Genomic DNA, 16,574 nt, shown 5'->3' on the forward strand with positions numbered 1-16,574 from the left:
ATATAAATAAGAATATCTATATCACTTACAATATCATAGGTTAAAATACCTTTTCAACTAGTATATGGGACTCGAGTGATTAGTTTCTACTATTTATACATTGAAAACTACATAAAAACACAAGACTATTCTCACAATAATTCATTTTTAGAAAAACAATAAAACGAAAAATTAAGTTATATAGACTCATAAATAAAATTTATAAATTTAATATTTAATATAAAAAACTAAATTCATGTAAAAATTTTATTTTGTAAAAATTGAAATTTTATTCATTTACAACACAATTTAATAGGAACACCAGGAGGTTCAAGACTTTGAGGTCACATTACCAATTACATCATACAAAGGTTATAGTTCCCTCTATTATCCTTAATAAAATTTCTATATAAATTAGGTATTTTAGCTATCCATTTCACAAAGTCCATATCATTCATGCTAGAAAATTTTACATACTATTATTTGGGGTATATGGTTGAGGTCTCAGCGTTTATTCTAACTAGCAATAGCATCAGCACAGTAACATTTTGTTATTGCTAGTCAATTTAGCAGGATTATATGATGGACATTTATGGTAATACTGAACCTACTCACATGGGATGAAAATGAGGATATGTCAGAGGCTATCATAATTCATCCCTTAGCTGAAGGGGCAGGAAAATTAGTGATAACTGGATTTTCAGATGATTCAGAGGACTTCCTAAAAATTTTAGTACATGTAAAAATATAAATGGGAATTAGATCATAAAAAAAGCCAGAGGAATGTTATGATCTGACCCAAAAAAGTTAGACATATTTAGTTAAGCAACTGCTAAGACCTGAGTTCGGTACTCCACCGGGCTTAGGTCTTTTAATTTTTCTTTCATTCGTTTGTGATTGTAGTAGTGAATATAGTCATTGAGCTCCTGTTCAAAATGTGCCATAGATTCAAATTCTTGTAGATACAGGAGTTCAGATTTTAATAAGCCAAAGAAATTTTCGATGACTGCGTTGTCCAAACAATTACCCTTACGGTACATACTCTGCGTAATACCATGTTGCTTTAATGTTTGTTGATACTTTTTCATTTGATAATGCCAACCTTGATCTGAATGAAGAATAATTTGATCACTTGATTTGAGGCGCTCCAATGCTTGTTCTAACATATTATGGACTAGTTTATACACTGGACGCTTCATTATCGTGTATGCAATGATTTCGCCATTACATAGATCAAGGACGGGTGATAAATAGCGTTTCTCACCAAATAGATGGAACTCTGTCACGTCTGTTACCCATTTCTCGTTCATTTTTTCCGCTGTAAAATCTCGTTGTAATATGTTTGGGACAATTTTTCCGACGTTACCTTTATACGAACGATATTTCTTCATGCGGACTTCACACTTTATGCCAATGGCATTCATCAAGCAGTTAATCGTTTTTGGATCGTGATGAATACCGATTTTTTTAGTTCTTTGGTGATCCGACACAACCATAACGTCCCTTATGTTCATGATAAATGGACTGAATTGCGATTTTCACATCAGCGTATTTATCATGACGATTCAAACGCTTTTTCCAGTAACAATACGTACTACGTGGAATATCAGCGACTTTGATTAATTCCACTACTTCATAGATTTCCTTTAGTTCATAAATTACTTACGCTTTGATTTGATTGGTAATTTTTCTTGCATTTGAACTAAAGTATTCAACTTTTTTAAGTACGCATTCTCCATTTCTAATTGTTTAATTCGTGCTTCTAACGCCTCAACAGATCCTTCAGCTGGTGTTGATTTCGTTGTTCTTTTTGTCTCTTTTTTCATAGATGGATGCCCCTTTTTCTTAGAAACAAGAGCATCATAACCACCAACTTCAAACTTCAACTTCCATTTCCGAATCATGCCAGGAGATGAAATATTGAATAGTGCAGCAGTGTCTCTCGAAGATGTACCTGTCTCGTTCATATAATTAAGTACATTCATTTTATAGTCAGCTGAATAGTTTGTATAGGACGTTAAGAAAGTCTCTACGCCATTTTTTTGATAACGGCGAACCCATTCACTGACAACCTCTGCTGTCACACCGATATCTTTCGCAATTTCAAGCATGGTTTCATTTCCATTTAAATATCGTTGAACTGATTGAATACGTTGTTCAACACTTACTTTTGCCATAAAAAAACCCCCGTAAAAGTTAGATTGATGTCTAACTTTTACGGGGCAGTTCAGTTAAGGTTCTTCTGGCTTTTCTTCGTTCACAGTGCGTATTTGTAATTCAGGGGTTCTCTCTAACTGCTCGATGAACTTTCTCGTCTTAAAACGAATTCCGGTTTGTTCTTCATAGATTGTTGTTATAATTTTTTTTATAAAATATTTCGTTTCCTTTTTTAATTCAATTTTCCCGATTTGATCGATGGGAACTGTATAGAACATACGAATAAGCTTAAGTTGTGTCGGCGTTAGGCGAATAATATAGGGATCATGCTGATAACAACGATGGCATAAAAAACCACCTTGTGCAAAGGAAAAAGCAAATTCCCCATCTACAGCCCCACATGCGGCACAGGCGTGTAATATAGGCTGGACTCCTGTATAGGGTAGCATCTTCCATTCAGCAAAGAGTGTGATGGATTCAGGATCATAGCCATCCTCTATCGCTTGGAGCGCTTGCAGCAGGACATCAAAGGCGAAAGGCTCTGGTTTTCCCTCTTCTACGACCCGCTCCACAAGTTCCATAATATAGCTAGCATAGGCAGTAGCTATGATATCCTCACGAATATGGCGCATTGAATTCAAATGCTCCCCTTGTTGCAATGTCCCCATACCAGTATGGTGTTGTACCATAAACATGCCATATGTAAAAGGCTGTGTGACTGACGCTAATCTACTAGAAGGCTTTTTCGCACCTCTTGCCATGGTTGCTACCTTCCCTGCCTCCCGCGTAAGCAACGTAACAATTTTATTAGATTCACCATAAGCGCGTACTTTTAAAACAATTCCTTCCCATTTATGAAGCATAGTCCCCCTCCTTTCCTATAAACTGTCCATGAAAATAGAGCTCTCCAAAATATTTTGGACAGCTCAAAGTAAAATCTATATGACCGAGGGCATTCACACCGCCAATGCTGTAGACCTTAGTTTTTTGACGGTGTTACCCTAGTCAGCAAAGCATCTTAATACTCATCGTCACGGAAGCCGAAATCACGTAAATGTGTTGATTTATTACGCCAATCTTTTTGGACTTTTACCCATAGTTCTAAATAGACTTTAGAACCTAATAGCATTTCGATATCCTTTCGTGCACGTGTCCCTACTTCTTTTAATAGGGCACCACGTTTACCAATGACAATACCTTTTTGAGAATCACGTTCAACCATTATAGTGGCTGAGACATGAATTTTATCATTGTTTTCCTCATCTCGACGGATTTTATCAATAACAACCGCAATGGAATGTGGAATTTCTTCGCGCGTTAAATGTAATACTTTTTCACGAATAAGCTCAGAAATGATGAAACGCTCTGGATGATCCGTTACTTGGTCAGCTGGGTAATATTGTGGCCCATCTGGTAAATATTTCGACAACGTGTCCAATAAGCTTTCTACGTTATTGCCTTGTAACGCTGAGATAGGAATAATTTCAGCAAATTCATAGCGTTCCTTATAGCTTTCGATAATTCCAAGTAATTCATCTGGATGAATCTGATCGATTTTATTAATAACAAGGAATACTGGCGTCGAATTTCCCGCCAACATTTCTAGTATAAATTCATCGCCTTTGCCAAGCTTCTGCTCAGCATTCACCATGAATAAAATCACGTCCACTTCACGCAATGTATTTTTGGCAACTTTTAACATAAAATCACCAAGTTTATGTTTTGGCTTATGGATACCTGGAGTATCAATAAAAATCATTTGGCTATCTGTTGATGTCAGTACACCTTGTACTTTATTTCGTGTTGTTTGTGGTTTATCACTCATGATCGCAATTTTTTGGCCAATGACACGATTCAAAAATGTCGATTTACCAACATTGGGACGACCAATAATAGAGATAAAGCCTGACTTATAGCCACTTCTAGTTTCCAGCATTCTCTAAATCCTCCGTTGTAAATGCAAACGGTAATAATTCGCCCACTGACGTTACCGTAACATCACCTTTTAAATTCGTTAAATAAACAGGCATCGTCGGTGCGCAAAATTCCATCATCACCTGACGACATGCTCCACATGGTGCGCATGGGCCTTCTGTATCTGCAACAATAGCAATAGCCTCGAATTCATAAGTACCTTCTGACACAGCCTTAAAAAATGCTGTACGCTCAGCACAATTCGTCATACTATAGCCTGCATTTTCAATATTACAACCGTGAATAACTTCTCCGGCCTTCGTTAAAAGAGCTGCTCCTACTTTAAATTTTGAGTATGGAACATATGCTTTTTCACGCGCTTTTTTAGATTCCTCTAGTAATGCATGCATATCAATTGTCATCTATCATATTTCTCCCTCACGTTAGTATAATACAGTTAATTTTTCATATCAGATACTCACTTCGATTACAACCATTTTGGTAAGAAGATAAGTAATCCGATTATAGCACTGAATAGCGCAAATACAAGCACAGCACCTGCTGCGATATCTTTTGCCTGCTTGGCGAGTGGGTGAAGGTTCGGCGATGCCAAATCCACTACTCTTTCAATAGCTGTATTAATCATTTCCAATGCAAACATAAGTGCTATTAATAGTAGCACAATATACCATTCCGTTCGAGACAAACCTGTAAAATAACCAGCCAGTATGACAATGACTGCACTCACAATATGTGATCTTAAATTTTGTTCTTTACTTGCAGTTATAATGCCTTCAAACGCATAGCCAAATGATCGCAAGTATTTACGCAAATCCATTTAATCTCGTCCTAAACCAAAAGTTTGTAATATTTCATCTTGTTTTGTAAACATCACTTTTTCCTCTTCAGGCTCCATATGGTCATAACCGAGTAAATGTAAAAAGCCATGGACAGCTAAAAAACCCAATTCTCTTTCAAAGGAGTGAGTGTATTCCTCAGCTTGCTCTTTTGCACGATCTGTCGAAATAATAATATCGCCTAGTATACGGGGCATTCCTTCAAAAGTTACAGTCATTTCACCTTCACCTAGTTCCTCCAATGCAAAGGAAATGACATCGGTTGGTTGATCTTTCCCGCGATACTCGCGATTTATATCTTGAATCGTGTCATTTGTGACAAACGTCACAGAAACCTCTGTTTCTGGCTCGATGTTTTCTACACTCGCTGCATGTTGCAAAAGCTTTTCTACAAGCTCTATATGTTGTGCCGCCACTTCATTTGTTTCATCTGTAAAATCAATTGTTAAAATCATAGATCCTCCTACTTATCTGCCTTTGGATATTCAATACGTGAATGGAAAATCCCGTTCAACGTTTCGCAAAGTACTCTCTCAATACATTTTAACTCTTTTATTGAAATATCGCATTCATCAAACTGGTTATCTTGTACTCGATCGTCAATAATAGCTCGTACTAGCTTATGAATTTTCTCAGCATTCGGCTCTTTCATTGAACGTACTGCTGCCTCTACACTATCTGCCACACTTATAACCGCTGCTTCCTTCGTTTGCGGTTTTGGGCCAGGATATCTAAACGTAGCCTCATCAAAGGATTTCCCTTGCTCTTTCGCTTTAAACAAGAAAAATTTTAACAAACTTGTCCCATGATGCTGCAACGCAATATCAATAATTTCCTGAGGCATTTTATAGCGTCTTAACATGTCTGCACCGTCAGTTGTATGAGCAATGATAATTTCTGCACTTGTTTCAGGAGGCAAAGAATCGTGCGGATTAATGCCTGACATCTGATTTTCAATGAAGAAAGCTGGTCTCTTTGTTTTTCCGATATCATGATAGTAGCACCCTACACGAGCTAGTAACCCATCTGCTCCTATTTCTTCACAGGCAGCTTCAGCTAAGTTTGCGACCATCACACTATGATGATATGTTCCTGGTGCTTCCATTAGTAATTTTTTTAATAATGGATGATTTGGATTGGATAGCTCAATTAAACGTAATGACGATAATAAACTAAATGCTGACTCAAAGAATGGTAAAAGACCCATTGTCAACGCACCAGAAAGCAATGCAGATAACATAGCCGCTACAAAGTAAAACACTAATTCTGGTAAACCATAGGATGATTGTGTCATTAATAAATAGAAGGCGATAAAAGCCATATTTACAAGAGAAATAACCGCAACTGCCTGTAAAATATGGGACCGCTTCTCAACACTACGCAAAAAGAATAAACTTGCAAACCCTCCGAAAATGATATAAAGCGTAATTTCCATTTGCATAACGGATGAATAGCCTTCTTGAAAAATAACGCCAGCCGAAGCAGCAGTCATAACTGTAACAAGCACTGCTGCTTTATCATCTGCCAATAGACGGACAAGCATCGTAGCCAATGCTGTTGGGAAAAGGAAGGCAATGGTCACATCAAATCCGCCAGAAACTAAGCTAATAAATTTCATTAGCAAGATGGACAAACTATAAACAATCACTGTTACCAATAATGCATTTCGTTTTTTTCGTTCGTTAGCCTCCCAACGCTCGAATAAAATATACATAAACACCATTTGGAGCAGTGTTAAAATTATGAGTCCTGCAATTGGTTTTAAGGAAGCTTGATTACTAATCATCCCTAAAAGCTCTAATTGTCGAAATGCCTCTTTATCAATAATCTGGCCTTCCTGCACAATAATTTGACCTTGTAAAATTCTTGTAGGCTCTACACTTTCCTTCGCTTGTTCTTTTCTTATTTTCGTTTGCTCTTCGTTAACGGTTTCATTTTCAATGATGCTTGTACGGCCAATTAAAACAACCGTATTGAATATTTTATCTGGATACCCTCTTTGTCCTCGAATTTTCGTCTCAAAGTCATTTTGAGCAACAAAGACATTTTCAGGTCGAATGGATTTTTGTAAGTATTCCTCTACGGTTTTGGATAATTGGATACTTGTTCTATTTAAATCCTCATCGCTCTGCACTAAAAGTCCTTCTAGCTGTGAATCCGTGAAGATGAGTGGCATTTGATCTTCATCAAGCGATTCAAATTTTTTGCGAAGCTGCCCTACTTGATCGGCAATTGCAATAGGTTCCTTACTATTTGCCACATCCTTTTTTACCTCAAGTACATAATCAAATAACGATGTGACAATCGCTGCTCTTTGCTTGGCGACATCCTCCGAAAATTGATAGACCGGGCCTACTGCAGTTGCGGCTTTTTCCCGCTCTTGCTGTGTCTTGTAGGTATCTTCTATTGTTTTAGTAGATCGTACGGTTTCAGGGGCTAACTGTAAAGGTTTGAAATCATATGTAACTCCTTTAACATTGCCATACATCAATCCAAATTGTAGGCATCCTGTTAAAATGAGAATGATGATAATAAAATAGCGAAAACCGATAAGCTCTGTAAATTTTCGAAGTTGTTTCTCCATCTGGCACCTCCTCTATCTACCTTCTATCATACCAATTCAACATACATTTTTCTCGAAAAATGTATAAGAAAGCAAAAAACAGCTATACAAATTCGTATAGCTGTCACATTTTTTTCCATATTTTAATCATTCACATTTACAGGGCAGACTTGTTTAACCCTGTTGCCCCTGTCGCTTCGCTTTCGGGGCAGACTTTAGAAAGGCTTTGCCATTCTAAAGTTGCTGTTCTTCGTAGGCTTGGATGATTTTGGCTACTATTGGGTGACGGACAACATCCCCCTGTTCTAGCACTTGGAAATGGATTGATTTTACATATTTTAATGTACGTTCTGCTACAATTAAGCCAGACTCCGTATTTTTAGGCAAATCGATTTGTGTTTTATCACCTGTAATTACCATTTTCGACCCGAAGCCTAATCGTGTTAAAAACATTTTCATTTGTTGATGAGATGTATTTTGTGCTTCATCTAAAATAACGAAAGCATCATCTAATGTACGGCCACGCATATAAGCCAATGGAGCAATTTCAATCGTTCCTCGTTCAATCAATCGTTGGGTCTGTTCAGACCCGTAGATGTCGTTTAAGGCGTCATAGAGAGGTCTTAAATAAGGATCTACCTTTTCCTTTAAATCACCAGGAAGGAAGCCTAGAGACTCTCCTGCTTCAACAGCGGGACGAGTTAAAATAATGCGCTTGACATGCCCATTTTTAAGTGCCTGCGTTGCCATGACTACCGCTAAATACGTTTTCCCAGTACCGGCTGGACCTATACCAAAAACAACGTCTTTATGACGGATTGCTTGTATGTATTCTCGTTGACCAATTGTTTTTGCACGAATTGGTTTACCTTTTGTCGTGCGTGCTATTTCTTCATCATAAAGTTCTGCGAAATATTCAATGGTACCTTTTTGAGTCATTTCAATAGCTGTAGATACATCACGTTGATCAATATTAATACCTTTGCGAATGACCTTCAATAATGCATGCAGCAGATATGTTGCCTGTTCCTTAGCACTTTCTTCACCCGCAAGTTGAATTTGTTCACCACGGGTAATGATATGAACATTAAGTGCTTCCTCAACCAGCTTCATATTTGCATCGGAAATTCCGAGTAGCATAACCGCTTCGTTTGGATTATCCACTTGTAATACAGTTAACTGTTCTGACATAATCATTCTCCTTGTAGGCCATGTATTGGACTTGCAATGTTTTCATTGACTAAAAATAGAACTTTCCCTTCAACTGTACCATTACCCCACTTTGCCTGTAAAAGGTTTTCTTTTTTGATGATGGATTTAGCAGGTAACGAACGTATTACTTTTTCATGCAGGAGTGGGATGAGTAAAGTCTCAATTTTCGATTCATCAAGCTCCACCTGCATCGTTTTCGTTTGCTGTTCCTCCACAATTGACACATAAGGGTCTAGCCAATTCGGTAAATCCTTTTTTTGCACATAATCAACTTTTTCTTGATGAATACCTTTCACCAATACTCGCCATTGCTTTTGTTGCAAGGTTTCCATTGTAATTTTTGTAGGAATTTTAAAAGTACATTCTAGCCAATAGTCTGCATAAACCTCGCCCTTTGCGCCAACAAAGACATGATTTGTTCCACTTTCAATCACACCACTAACAAGAACATCCCCCTCATAAGCTGTATCATTTACTGAAATTTTCCGCTCCCCATTTTGGATATCAAAGTGAGTAATAATACCGCTTTTCGTTGCTACTAATTGCGATGCCAATTTTTCATTTGTCTGCTTCGTTTGTTTAGGTGACTCCTGTGGTCTTAGTACCACGCGTCCTCCATTTTTTTCAATATGCACCCAAGAAAGTTCTCGATGCTGTTCTAGTAGCTTTTGGCGTATAACAGTATTAGAAGGTAAATTTTTTTTAGAAAGTGGTGTTTCTATTTGAAATGTATCATGAAAGGTTTTACCTAAGCGCTGCTCCAATTCAGGTGTCGCGGCTTCAATGTCTACTTTCCAAATCACTTGCGCACCAATTATTGGGATGGCAATCATTAAAGCCAAACCAATCAAAGTCCAAACCTGAGCTCGGAAAACTTGCAGCTCATCCGCATAAAAAACAGCCATTTTCAAACGAAAGCCTCTTCGTATACGGCGAATTTTTGGTAAATGATGCATCGTTGTTTCAAATGAAACCTCTTGTTCTCTAAAGACAACACGCTTTAATGGAACATGTTGTGCGTGCAATGCTTGAATAAAAGGATGAACATTTTCATGGCGCTTTATACGTATAATGATTGGCCGATTATTCCACATTTTAGCTCACACCCATATTCTTTGTCATTTTCATATGAATCTCTTGTAAATTTTCAACAGAAAGATGAAGCATTTCTTCTTTTAGTGCATGAATCTTCACCAGATCCGCAGTAACAGTAATATGATAATCTGCATAAGCAAACGAACATGTCGTTGCATCTGCATGAATAAAACGATAAGGTCCAATGATTTTTAATGATTCAAATTCGGACAATTCAAGTAGTGGCGTTAATTGAAATAATTTTTTCATAAAAAAAATGCCTCCTTCTTCGGCAATATATGCATCGAAAAAGGAGGACATGCTAGTTATTTTCTTTTTGCTTTTGGAGGACCTAATATTTCAGCCATTACCACAGCCTGCATGAGAGCCGTTTTAGATTGTGGAACTTGAAAAGGAGAATGAGTCCCAGTTGCTTTCACTTCTTCCTTCCCAGCTGCTAATCGTCCTTTTCGCTCTCGAGTAGACGAGCGGTGTGGCACATCAGCTGGAATGACAGGTGGCGCAACATAGCTTGGTACTTCCTTCTTCACTTGTTCCTCAACATTTTTTTTAGTGTCTTGAACCTTTTCATTTTCTGGAATCCAATCCCCAATAAATTCTCGAGCAAAATCTTCAAAACTTTGCGGTTTTTGATGACGTTGCGGAGTTTCTTCCAAAACAGGTGACTCTACACGTGTATCCTTATTATTAAAAGGAGGCATCGGTTTTTGTGGTTTCTTATTTTTTGATTTTCCGAAAATAGAGCTGACTATGGCAATTATTGCAAAAATAATTAATTGTTCCATATGTTAGTTCCGCTCCTTTCCGTTATTAAACATTTGGTTCGTTTGTTTCAGGTTTATCGTTGCTTACTTTTGAAATGGAATCACGCATAGCCGTATCAGCTTGAATGTTACGATAGTTCATGTAATCCATAATACCAAGATTACCTGAGCGTAATGCTTCCGCCATCGCTTGAGGTACTTCTGCTTCAGCTTCTACAACTTTCGCTTTCATCTCTTGAACACGGGCAATCATTTCTTGCTCATTCGCTACAGCCATTGCACGACGCTCTTCGGCCTTCGCTTGGGCAATGTTTTTATCTGCTTGCGCTTGTTCAATTTGTAATTCTGCACCAATGTTTTTACCGATATCTACATCAGCAATATCAATGGATAAGATTTCAAAGGCTGTTCCTGAATCCAAACCTTTTGATAAAACTGTTTGTGAAATCATATCCGGATTTTCTAATACTTCTGTATGGCTAGTTGCCGAACCAATTGTAGAAACAATCCCTTCCCCTACACGGGCAATAACAGTTTCTTCACCAGCACCACCGACTAAACGCTCGATGTTGGCACGTACCGTAATACGGGCTTTAGCCTTTACCTCAATCCCGTTCATCGCTACACCTGAAATAAATGGTGTTTCAATAACTTTTGGGTTTACAGACATTTGAACTGCCTCTAATACATCTCGCCCAGCTAAATCAATCGCGGCACAGCGCTCAAATGATAATTCAATATTCGCGCGGTGAGCAGCAATTAATGCATTGACAACTCGGTCTACATTACCACCAGCTAAATAGTGACTTTCAAGCTGGTTAATCGTAACAGGTAAACCTGCTTTATGTGCTTTAATCAACGGATTTACGATTCGAGACGGAATTACACGACGTAAACGCATCCCAATTAATGTGAAAATGCTAACACGGACGCCTGCAGCCAGTGCAGAAATCCATAGTGCTACTGGTACAAAGGTAAAGAATACCGCTAGTACAATGAATAAAATAACCAGTCCAGCGATAGGACCAATTAATGCTAAATCAAAACCCATTTTCTATTCCTCCATCTCTTTTTCTGTTTGTCTCACGACAATGCGTGAGCCTTCAACTTTAATAATTTCTACATGTTTATTTGCATCGACATAGCCGCCCTCTGATACAACATCAATGCGTTCACTGCCAAGAACCATTGTACCCGATGGACGTAAAGGAGTAAGTGTAGTCCCTACTTTTCCTAACAATTCTGTGCGATTGACGTTGGATACATAGCCCTCTTCTGTCGTAGTTGCATCCATTAACACCAGCCTGTTTAAGACATGCAGTTTTTTCCCGAAAAATTTCATCAGAATCACCATTCCTATAATCGCTATTACAAGCGCAATGAGAATTGCTATTATCATTTGCATAATATTTGCACCTGCCAGTAATAAACTTAGTATTATGAGAACACCACCTAAAATACCGACAATTCCACCAGGAACAAAAAACTCTGCAACTACAAGTGCTAAACCAATAATTAATAACAATAAGGATTCATAGCCAGCAAAGCCTGCAACCATATGTCCAAAGAAAAATAAACCAAGTGCTGATAATCCCATTATACCTGGAACTCCAAATCCTGGCGAATAGAGTTCCATTACAAGACCTAGACTTGCAATGGATAATAAAATTGGAACAATAATTGGATTTGTAATAAAACGAGCCAATTTCTCAGAGAATGTTGGTTCGATTGGAACGACATCACTTTCTTGTAAGTCTATTTTCTCTAAAAGTTCCTGAAAATTTTTCACGGTACCCTCTGAGTATTGGACCTTAAATGCCTCCGATGCTGAAAGCGTTAATAGATTTTTTCCTTCCGCACGGTATTCCGGCAATTCATAACTCGAATCAGCCATTGCTAAAGCATACTTAGGATCTCGACCTGATGTCTCCGCTGCTGCCGACATTTGAGCAAGCCATGCACTATTGGCTTTCAAATCGGCCGCATTACCTGCTGAATCGATAACAGCTGCTGCACCGATTGTTCCATTGGGTACCATGTAGATTTCATCCGCATGTAAGGCTAAAAAAGCACCTGCTGAATGGGCATCCTTATTAATAAAAGCAATCGTCCGTATATCCGTTGCATCCATAAGCATGGCGATATCACTTGCTGCATTTACAAATCCGCCAGGCGTATGTATATCTAAGATAATCGCTTTCGCATTGTTTTCTTTAGCCTCATTAAAAGCTCGTTGTAAAAATGCGTGAAGCCCTCGCTCCACTTCATTATGAATAGGAACGTGGTAGACCTTACTGCTTGCAAAAGCCGAAGTTAATGGAAACGCTAACAAAAAAGTCATCCATATCACTAGTAAGTAACTAAGGATTCTCCGTTTTCGCACCTTTTTCCCTCCCTTCTAACATGCTTCTCCTCTGTATATACGGTCGAACATGTAAAAAGTTTCACAAATCTAAAAAATTATTTCAGCGATATGTACATGTTGCTTATACTACGTAGTATTACACAAAAAAGCCGAATGAATCTACATGATATCCATCCGGCTTTTTCATATGTACGTAAAACGAGCAATGTAAAATACCTGAAATTAATTACAGCTGTAATTAATTCCAGGTATATCTTTGTCTGCTCAGTGAATCATACGATTGCGTGTTATGAACGTAGGGATTTTTAATGGGAAATTAAATTACCACTTACGTTTACGTGCAGCTTCTGATTTCTTTTTACGTTTAACGCTAGGTTTTTCGTAGAACTCGCGCTTTCTAACTTCTTGAATTGTACCACTTTTTGATACAGTACGTTTGAAGCGGCGAAGAGCATCTTCAAGCGATTCGTTTTTGCGAACGACAGTTTTTGACATCTCTCTTTCCCTCCCTCCGAACACACGTCAATACACAATTAGGCAAATAACCTTCTGTTGTGTACTAAAAAATTATATCGTATTGTCTAATAATGGTCAATAGAAAGTGTGCGAAAATATCAAGTGAATTTTTGGTTTTATTTCTAATTGGAATTAGATGATCAAATTTTGCTCACAATAAAAAAAAAATTGCATTTTTCTATTAATATAGGGGTTTACAGAAAATAGAATATGGGCGTAGAATAATCACATTCAATTTAATAATGGCCAAATCTCAAACATTGAAAACGGAGGACCCAATATATTGGGGTTAATTCTGAAATACAGAAAGGATGAGAAACTCTTTCGCCATCCTACCCGTCAGCTAACTTCGTCGGCTAAAGCGAAGGAGGTCCTATTCGACCACCATTATTAGCATGTTTTCTACTATCCTTTACATGCTTTTTTAGTTGGTCTTTTTTTATGCATTTTTAAAATCAAGTTATTTTACATCTATAGAGGAGAACAAGATGAACACTTTTAGAAACACATTAAATCCTCCCAAAATTCTTGTACTTGGCTTTGCACTTATTATTATCATCGGGACTTTTCTTTTAACGATACCTCTTTCTACAGAAGATGGAAAGGGACTTTCGTTTTTAGATGCATTGTTCACCGCTACATCAGCAACTTGTGTAACGGGATTAATTGTTGTCGATACAGGTGATACATTTTCAGTTTTCGGAGAAGTAGTCATTTTATTCTTAATCCAAATTGGTGGTTTAGGATTCATGACATTTGCAACCTTGTTATTTTTACTACTTGGGAAAAAAATATCTTTAAAAGAAAGACTTTTGCTTAAGGAAGCATTTAATAATATATCCATTGCCGGCCTTGTAAAATTAGTAAAGAGAATACTGCTCTTTACAGCATTGATTGAAATGATTGGTGGTCTTATTTTATCTATTCGTTTTTCTTTTGATATGCCAATAGGAAAAGCTGTTTATTTTGGTTTTTTCCATGCAATTTCTAATTTCAATAACGCAGGCTTTGATTTAATGGGCGGATTTAACGGAATGACAGCTTATGTAGATGACCCATTCGTCGTTTTAACAATTTGCGCTCTCATTACACTTGGAGGCTTGGGATTTATTGTCATGAATGAACTATATGAATATCGATTTACTAAAAGACTATCCGTCCATACGAAAATTGTATTAGCGTTTACAATTTTTTTAACGGTTAGCGCTACAATTTTGATATTTGTGTTTGAATTTGGAAATGATAAAACACTCGGTCCATTAACTGAATGGGGCAAAGTATTAGGTTCTTTTTACCAAGCTGTTACACCAAGAACAGCAGGTTCCAATACACTTGCTATTGGTGACTTAACACATTCCACATTATTTTTAATAATTCTCTTAATGTTTATTGGAGCTGGATCTGGTTCCACTGCAGGTGGAATAAAAATAACAACTTTCGCAGTATTAGTTGCTACAATGTGGTCACAAATCAGGGGGAAAGAAGATGTTGTTTTATTTAAACGTAGAATTGTCACTGAGACTATCTTAAAGGCTTTGACTGTCACAATGTGTGGCGTACTTATCGTTGTTGTTGTGACAATCATTCTTAGCATTACTGAACAACGTCATAGTTTCATGATGTATTTATTTGAAGCAACCTCTGCATTTGGTACTGTCGGTCTTTCGATGGGGTTGACACCTGAGTTATCCCCTACTGGTAGAATTCTCATTATTTTAACGATGTTTGCCGGAAGACTAGGTCCATTAACCATTGCTTTCGCTATTACAAAACGACGAAAAACAGAAGCCTTTCGACATCCTAAAGGTAATATTATGATTGGATAACAAAATTAGAGGAGAGTGCTATAGCTATGGCTATTAAACAATATGCAGTTATTGGCCTAGGAAGGTTCGGCACAAGTGTTGCCCGCAGATTACATGAAGCTGGACAAGAAATTTTAGGAATTGATATTAATGAAGAAAGAGTGGAGGATGCAGAGCCCTATGTTACCCACGCTGTAGTAGCTGATACAACTGAAGAAAAAGCTTTAACCTCTATTGGTATAGGAAATTTTGATTGCGTTATAGTGGCTATAGGTAACGATATGCAGTCAAGTATTTTAACAGTATCTTTATTAAAAGAACTAGGGATAAAAAAAGTTATTGCTAAGGCCCTCGGTAAAAGACATGGTCAAGTTTTAGATAAAGTAGGTGCTGATTGGATTATTTATCCTGAGCGAGATATGGGAGAGCGCGTGGCAAATCAGCTATTGTCTCCGAATATGCTGAATTATATCGAATTGTCTAAGGAATATAGTATAGAAGAAATTATGATCCCTTCAAAAATGGCTGGGCAAAATCTGCGAGATTTAGATTTGCGTGCGAAATATAACGTAAGTGTTATTGCCATTGTTCGAGAAGGAGAAATCATTATTTCCCCCTCCCCTGAGCAAAATATGGAACAGGAAGATATTTTAGTGATGATTGGCCATCGAAAAGATCTCGCTTATTTTTCAAACATACAATAACAACAAAAAGGCTGTTTCAAGACCCCTTGATACAGCCAGCCACTTTTTCTTAGAAGATTTTCTGTTGATCTCTATCATCTTTTAAAATTTCTACCGCCTCTCTAAAACGTTGGGAATGGACAATTTCACGTTCACGTAAAAACTTCAAACTGTCATTTAAATCGGTATCATCAGATAAATCAATAATCCATTGATAGGTGGCACGTGCCTTTTCCTCTGCGGCAATATCTTCATATAAATCTGCTATTGGGTCCCCTTTTGCCTGAATATAAGTTGCTGTAAATGGCACACCAGAGGCATTTTGATAAAATAAAGCTCTGTCATGATTTACATAATGATCTCCTAATCCCGCTTCTTTTAGCATTTCTGGCGTAGCATCCTTTGTCAGCTTGTAAATCATCGTAGCAATCATTTCTAAATGTGAAAATTCCTCAGTCGCTATATCCGTTAATAAACCAACCACTTTGTCAGGAATCGTATAACGTTGATTCATATAACGAAGTGCTGCTGCTAATTCCCCATCAGCACCCCCATATTGCTCAATTAAAAATTTTGCAAGCATAGGATTACAAGTACTAACCTTTACCGGGTATTGAAGTTTTTTTTCATAATACCACAAGAATAAATTCCTCCTAATTATATG

17 protein-coding genes, 1 pseudogene and 1 riboswitch are annotated in these 16,574 nt (G+C 37.5%); of the genes and pseudogenes, 3 read left to right on the forward strand and 15 right to left on the reverse strand.

Annotated features, from left to right (window positions below; translation table 11 throughout):
• Positions 1–571: 571 nt before the first annotated feature.
• A complete protein-coding gene (locus tag MKY80_RS15295; RefSeq protein ID WP_174804740.1) occupies positions 572–730 on the forward strand; it encodes a hypothetical protein in 159 nt (52 codons plus the stop codon).
• Positions 731–800: 70 nt separating this feature from the next.
• Here MKY80_RS15295 and MKY80_RS15300 read toward each other — a convergent pair.
• From MKY80_RS15300 to rpsU, 14 genes and pseudogenes are all read right to left on the reverse strand, one after another.
• A pseudogene (locus tag MKY80_RS15300) lies at positions 801–2,156 on the reverse strand (IS3 family transposase).
• 54 nt (positions 2,157–2,210) lie between these two features.
• Complete coding sequence (recO, locus tag MKY80_RS15305; RefSeq protein WP_090002542.1) at positions 2,211–2,999, reverse strand: DNA repair protein RecO; 789 nt, start codon at positions 2,997–2,999, stop codon at positions 2,211–2,213.
• A 155-nt stretch (positions 3,000–3,154) separates the two neighbouring features.
• Positions 3,155–4,072, reverse strand: coding sequence for a GTPase Era (era, locus tag MKY80_RS15310; RefSeq protein WP_089986147.1), 918 nt, complete (start codon positions 4,070–4,072; stop codon positions 3,155–3,157).
• Positions 4,059–4,472 carry a cytidine deaminase gene (locus MKY80_RS15315; RefSeq protein WP_008179431.1) on the reverse strand — a complete coding sequence of 138 codons (414 nt, stop codon included), beginning with the start codon at positions 4,470–4,472 and terminating at the stop codon, positions 4,059–4,061. The genes era and MKY80_RS15315 overlap by 14 nt, the downstream gene beginning before the upstream one ends.
• Positions 4,473–4,537: 65 nt before the next feature.
• Positions 4,538–4,888 carry a diacylglycerol kinase family protein gene (locus MKY80_RS15320; protein ID WP_008179433.1) on the reverse strand — a complete coding sequence of 117 codons (351 nt, stop codon included), beginning with the start codon at positions 4,886–4,888 and terminating at the stop codon, positions 4,538–4,540.
• On the reverse strand, positions 4,889–5,362 hold the full coding sequence (gene ybeY, locus MKY80_RS15325) for an rRNA maturation RNase YbeY (protein WP_089986148.1): 474 nt from the start codon (positions 5,360–5,362) through the stop codon (positions 4,889–4,891). It abuts the gene before it with no gap.
• A gap of 8 nt (positions 5,363–5,370) precedes the next feature.
• Complete coding sequence (locus MKY80_RS15330) at positions 5,371–7,491, reverse strand: HD family phosphohydrolase (RefSeq protein WP_008179437.1); 2,121 nt, start codon at positions 7,489–7,491, stop codon at positions 5,371–5,373.
• 213 nt (positions 7,492–7,704) lie between these two features.
• The gene (locus MKY80_RS15335) at positions 7,705–8,661 is read right to left on the reverse strand and encodes a PhoH family protein (protein ID WP_342530043.1); all 957 of its coding nucleotides are present in this window, start codon (positions 8,659–8,661) and stop codon (positions 7,705–7,707) included.
• A 2-nt stretch (positions 8,662–8,663) separates the two neighbouring features.
• Positions 8,664–9,776 (reverse strand): sporulation protein YqfD, encoded by a 1,113-nt coding sequence (locus tag MKY80_RS15340; RefSeq protein ID WP_008179441.1) that lies wholly within the window; start codon positions 9,774–9,776, stop codon positions 8,664–8,666.
• Between the two features lies 1 nt (position 9,777).
• Entirely contained in the window at positions 9,778–10,026 is a 249-nt protein-coding gene (locus tag MKY80_RS15345; protein ID WP_043990604.1) for a hypothetical protein, read from the reverse strand.
• 56 nt (positions 10,027–10,082) lie between these two features.
• Positions 10,083–10,562, reverse strand: a complete 480-nt coding sequence (locus MKY80_RS15350; protein WP_089986149.1) for a hypothetical protein — start codon at positions 10,560–10,562, stop codon at positions 10,083–10,085.
• A gap of 25 nt (positions 10,563–10,587) precedes the next feature.
• Positions 10,588–11,592 carry a flotillin-like protein FloA gene (gene floA, locus MKY80_RS15355; RefSeq protein WP_008179446.1) on the reverse strand — a complete coding sequence of 335 codons (1,005 nt, stop codon included), beginning with the start codon at positions 11,590–11,592 and terminating at the stop codon, positions 10,588–10,590.
• Positions 11,593–11,595: 3 nt separating this feature from the next.
• A complete protein-coding gene (locus tag MKY80_RS15360) occupies positions 11,596–12,924 on the reverse strand; it encodes an NfeD family protein (protein ID WP_342530047.1) in 1,329 nt (442 codons plus the stop codon).
• Positions 12,925–13,227: 303 nt separating this feature from the next.
• Entirely contained in the window at positions 13,228–13,401 is a 174-nt protein-coding gene (gene rpsU, locus MKY80_RS15365; RefSeq protein ID WP_004227078.1) for a 30S ribosomal protein S21, read from the reverse strand.
• A 255-nt stretch (positions 13,402–13,656) separates the two neighbouring features.
• Positions 13,657–13,795: riboswitch (cyclic di-AMP (ydaO/yuaA leader) on the forward strand.
• Positions 13,796–13,910: 115 nt separating this feature from the next.
• On the opposite strand from rpsU, the gene MKY80_RS15370 reads away from it, so the two are divergent.
• Both MKY80_RS15370 and MKY80_RS15375 read left to right on the forward strand, forming a co-directional pair.
• Positions 13,911–15,248 (forward strand): TrkH family potassium uptake protein, encoded by a 1,338-nt coding sequence (locus MKY80_RS15370; protein WP_008179457.1) that lies wholly within the window; start codon positions 13,911–13,913, stop codon positions 15,246–15,248.
• A 26-nt stretch (positions 15,249–15,274) separates the two neighbouring features.
• On the forward strand, positions 15,275–15,931 hold the full coding sequence (locus MKY80_RS15375) for a TrkA family potassium uptake protein (protein WP_008179458.1): 657 nt from the start codon (positions 15,275–15,277) through the stop codon (positions 15,929–15,931).
• Positions 15,932–15,980: 49 nt separating this feature from the next.
• Here the strand turns inward: MKY80_RS15375 and MKY80_RS15380 are convergent, their stop codons facing one another.
• A complete protein-coding gene (locus tag MKY80_RS15380; RefSeq protein ID WP_031417041.1) occupies positions 15,981–16,550 on the reverse strand; it encodes a manganese catalase family protein in 570 nt (189 codons plus the stop codon).
• Between the last annotated feature and the right edge of the window lie 24 nt (positions 16,551–16,574).

This window comes from Lysinibacillus sp. FSL R5-0849, assembly GCF_038595075.1.
GTDB classification, from domain to species: Bacteria; Bacillota; Bacilli; order Bacillales_A; family Planococcaceae; genus Lysinibacillus; species Lysinibacillus fusiformis.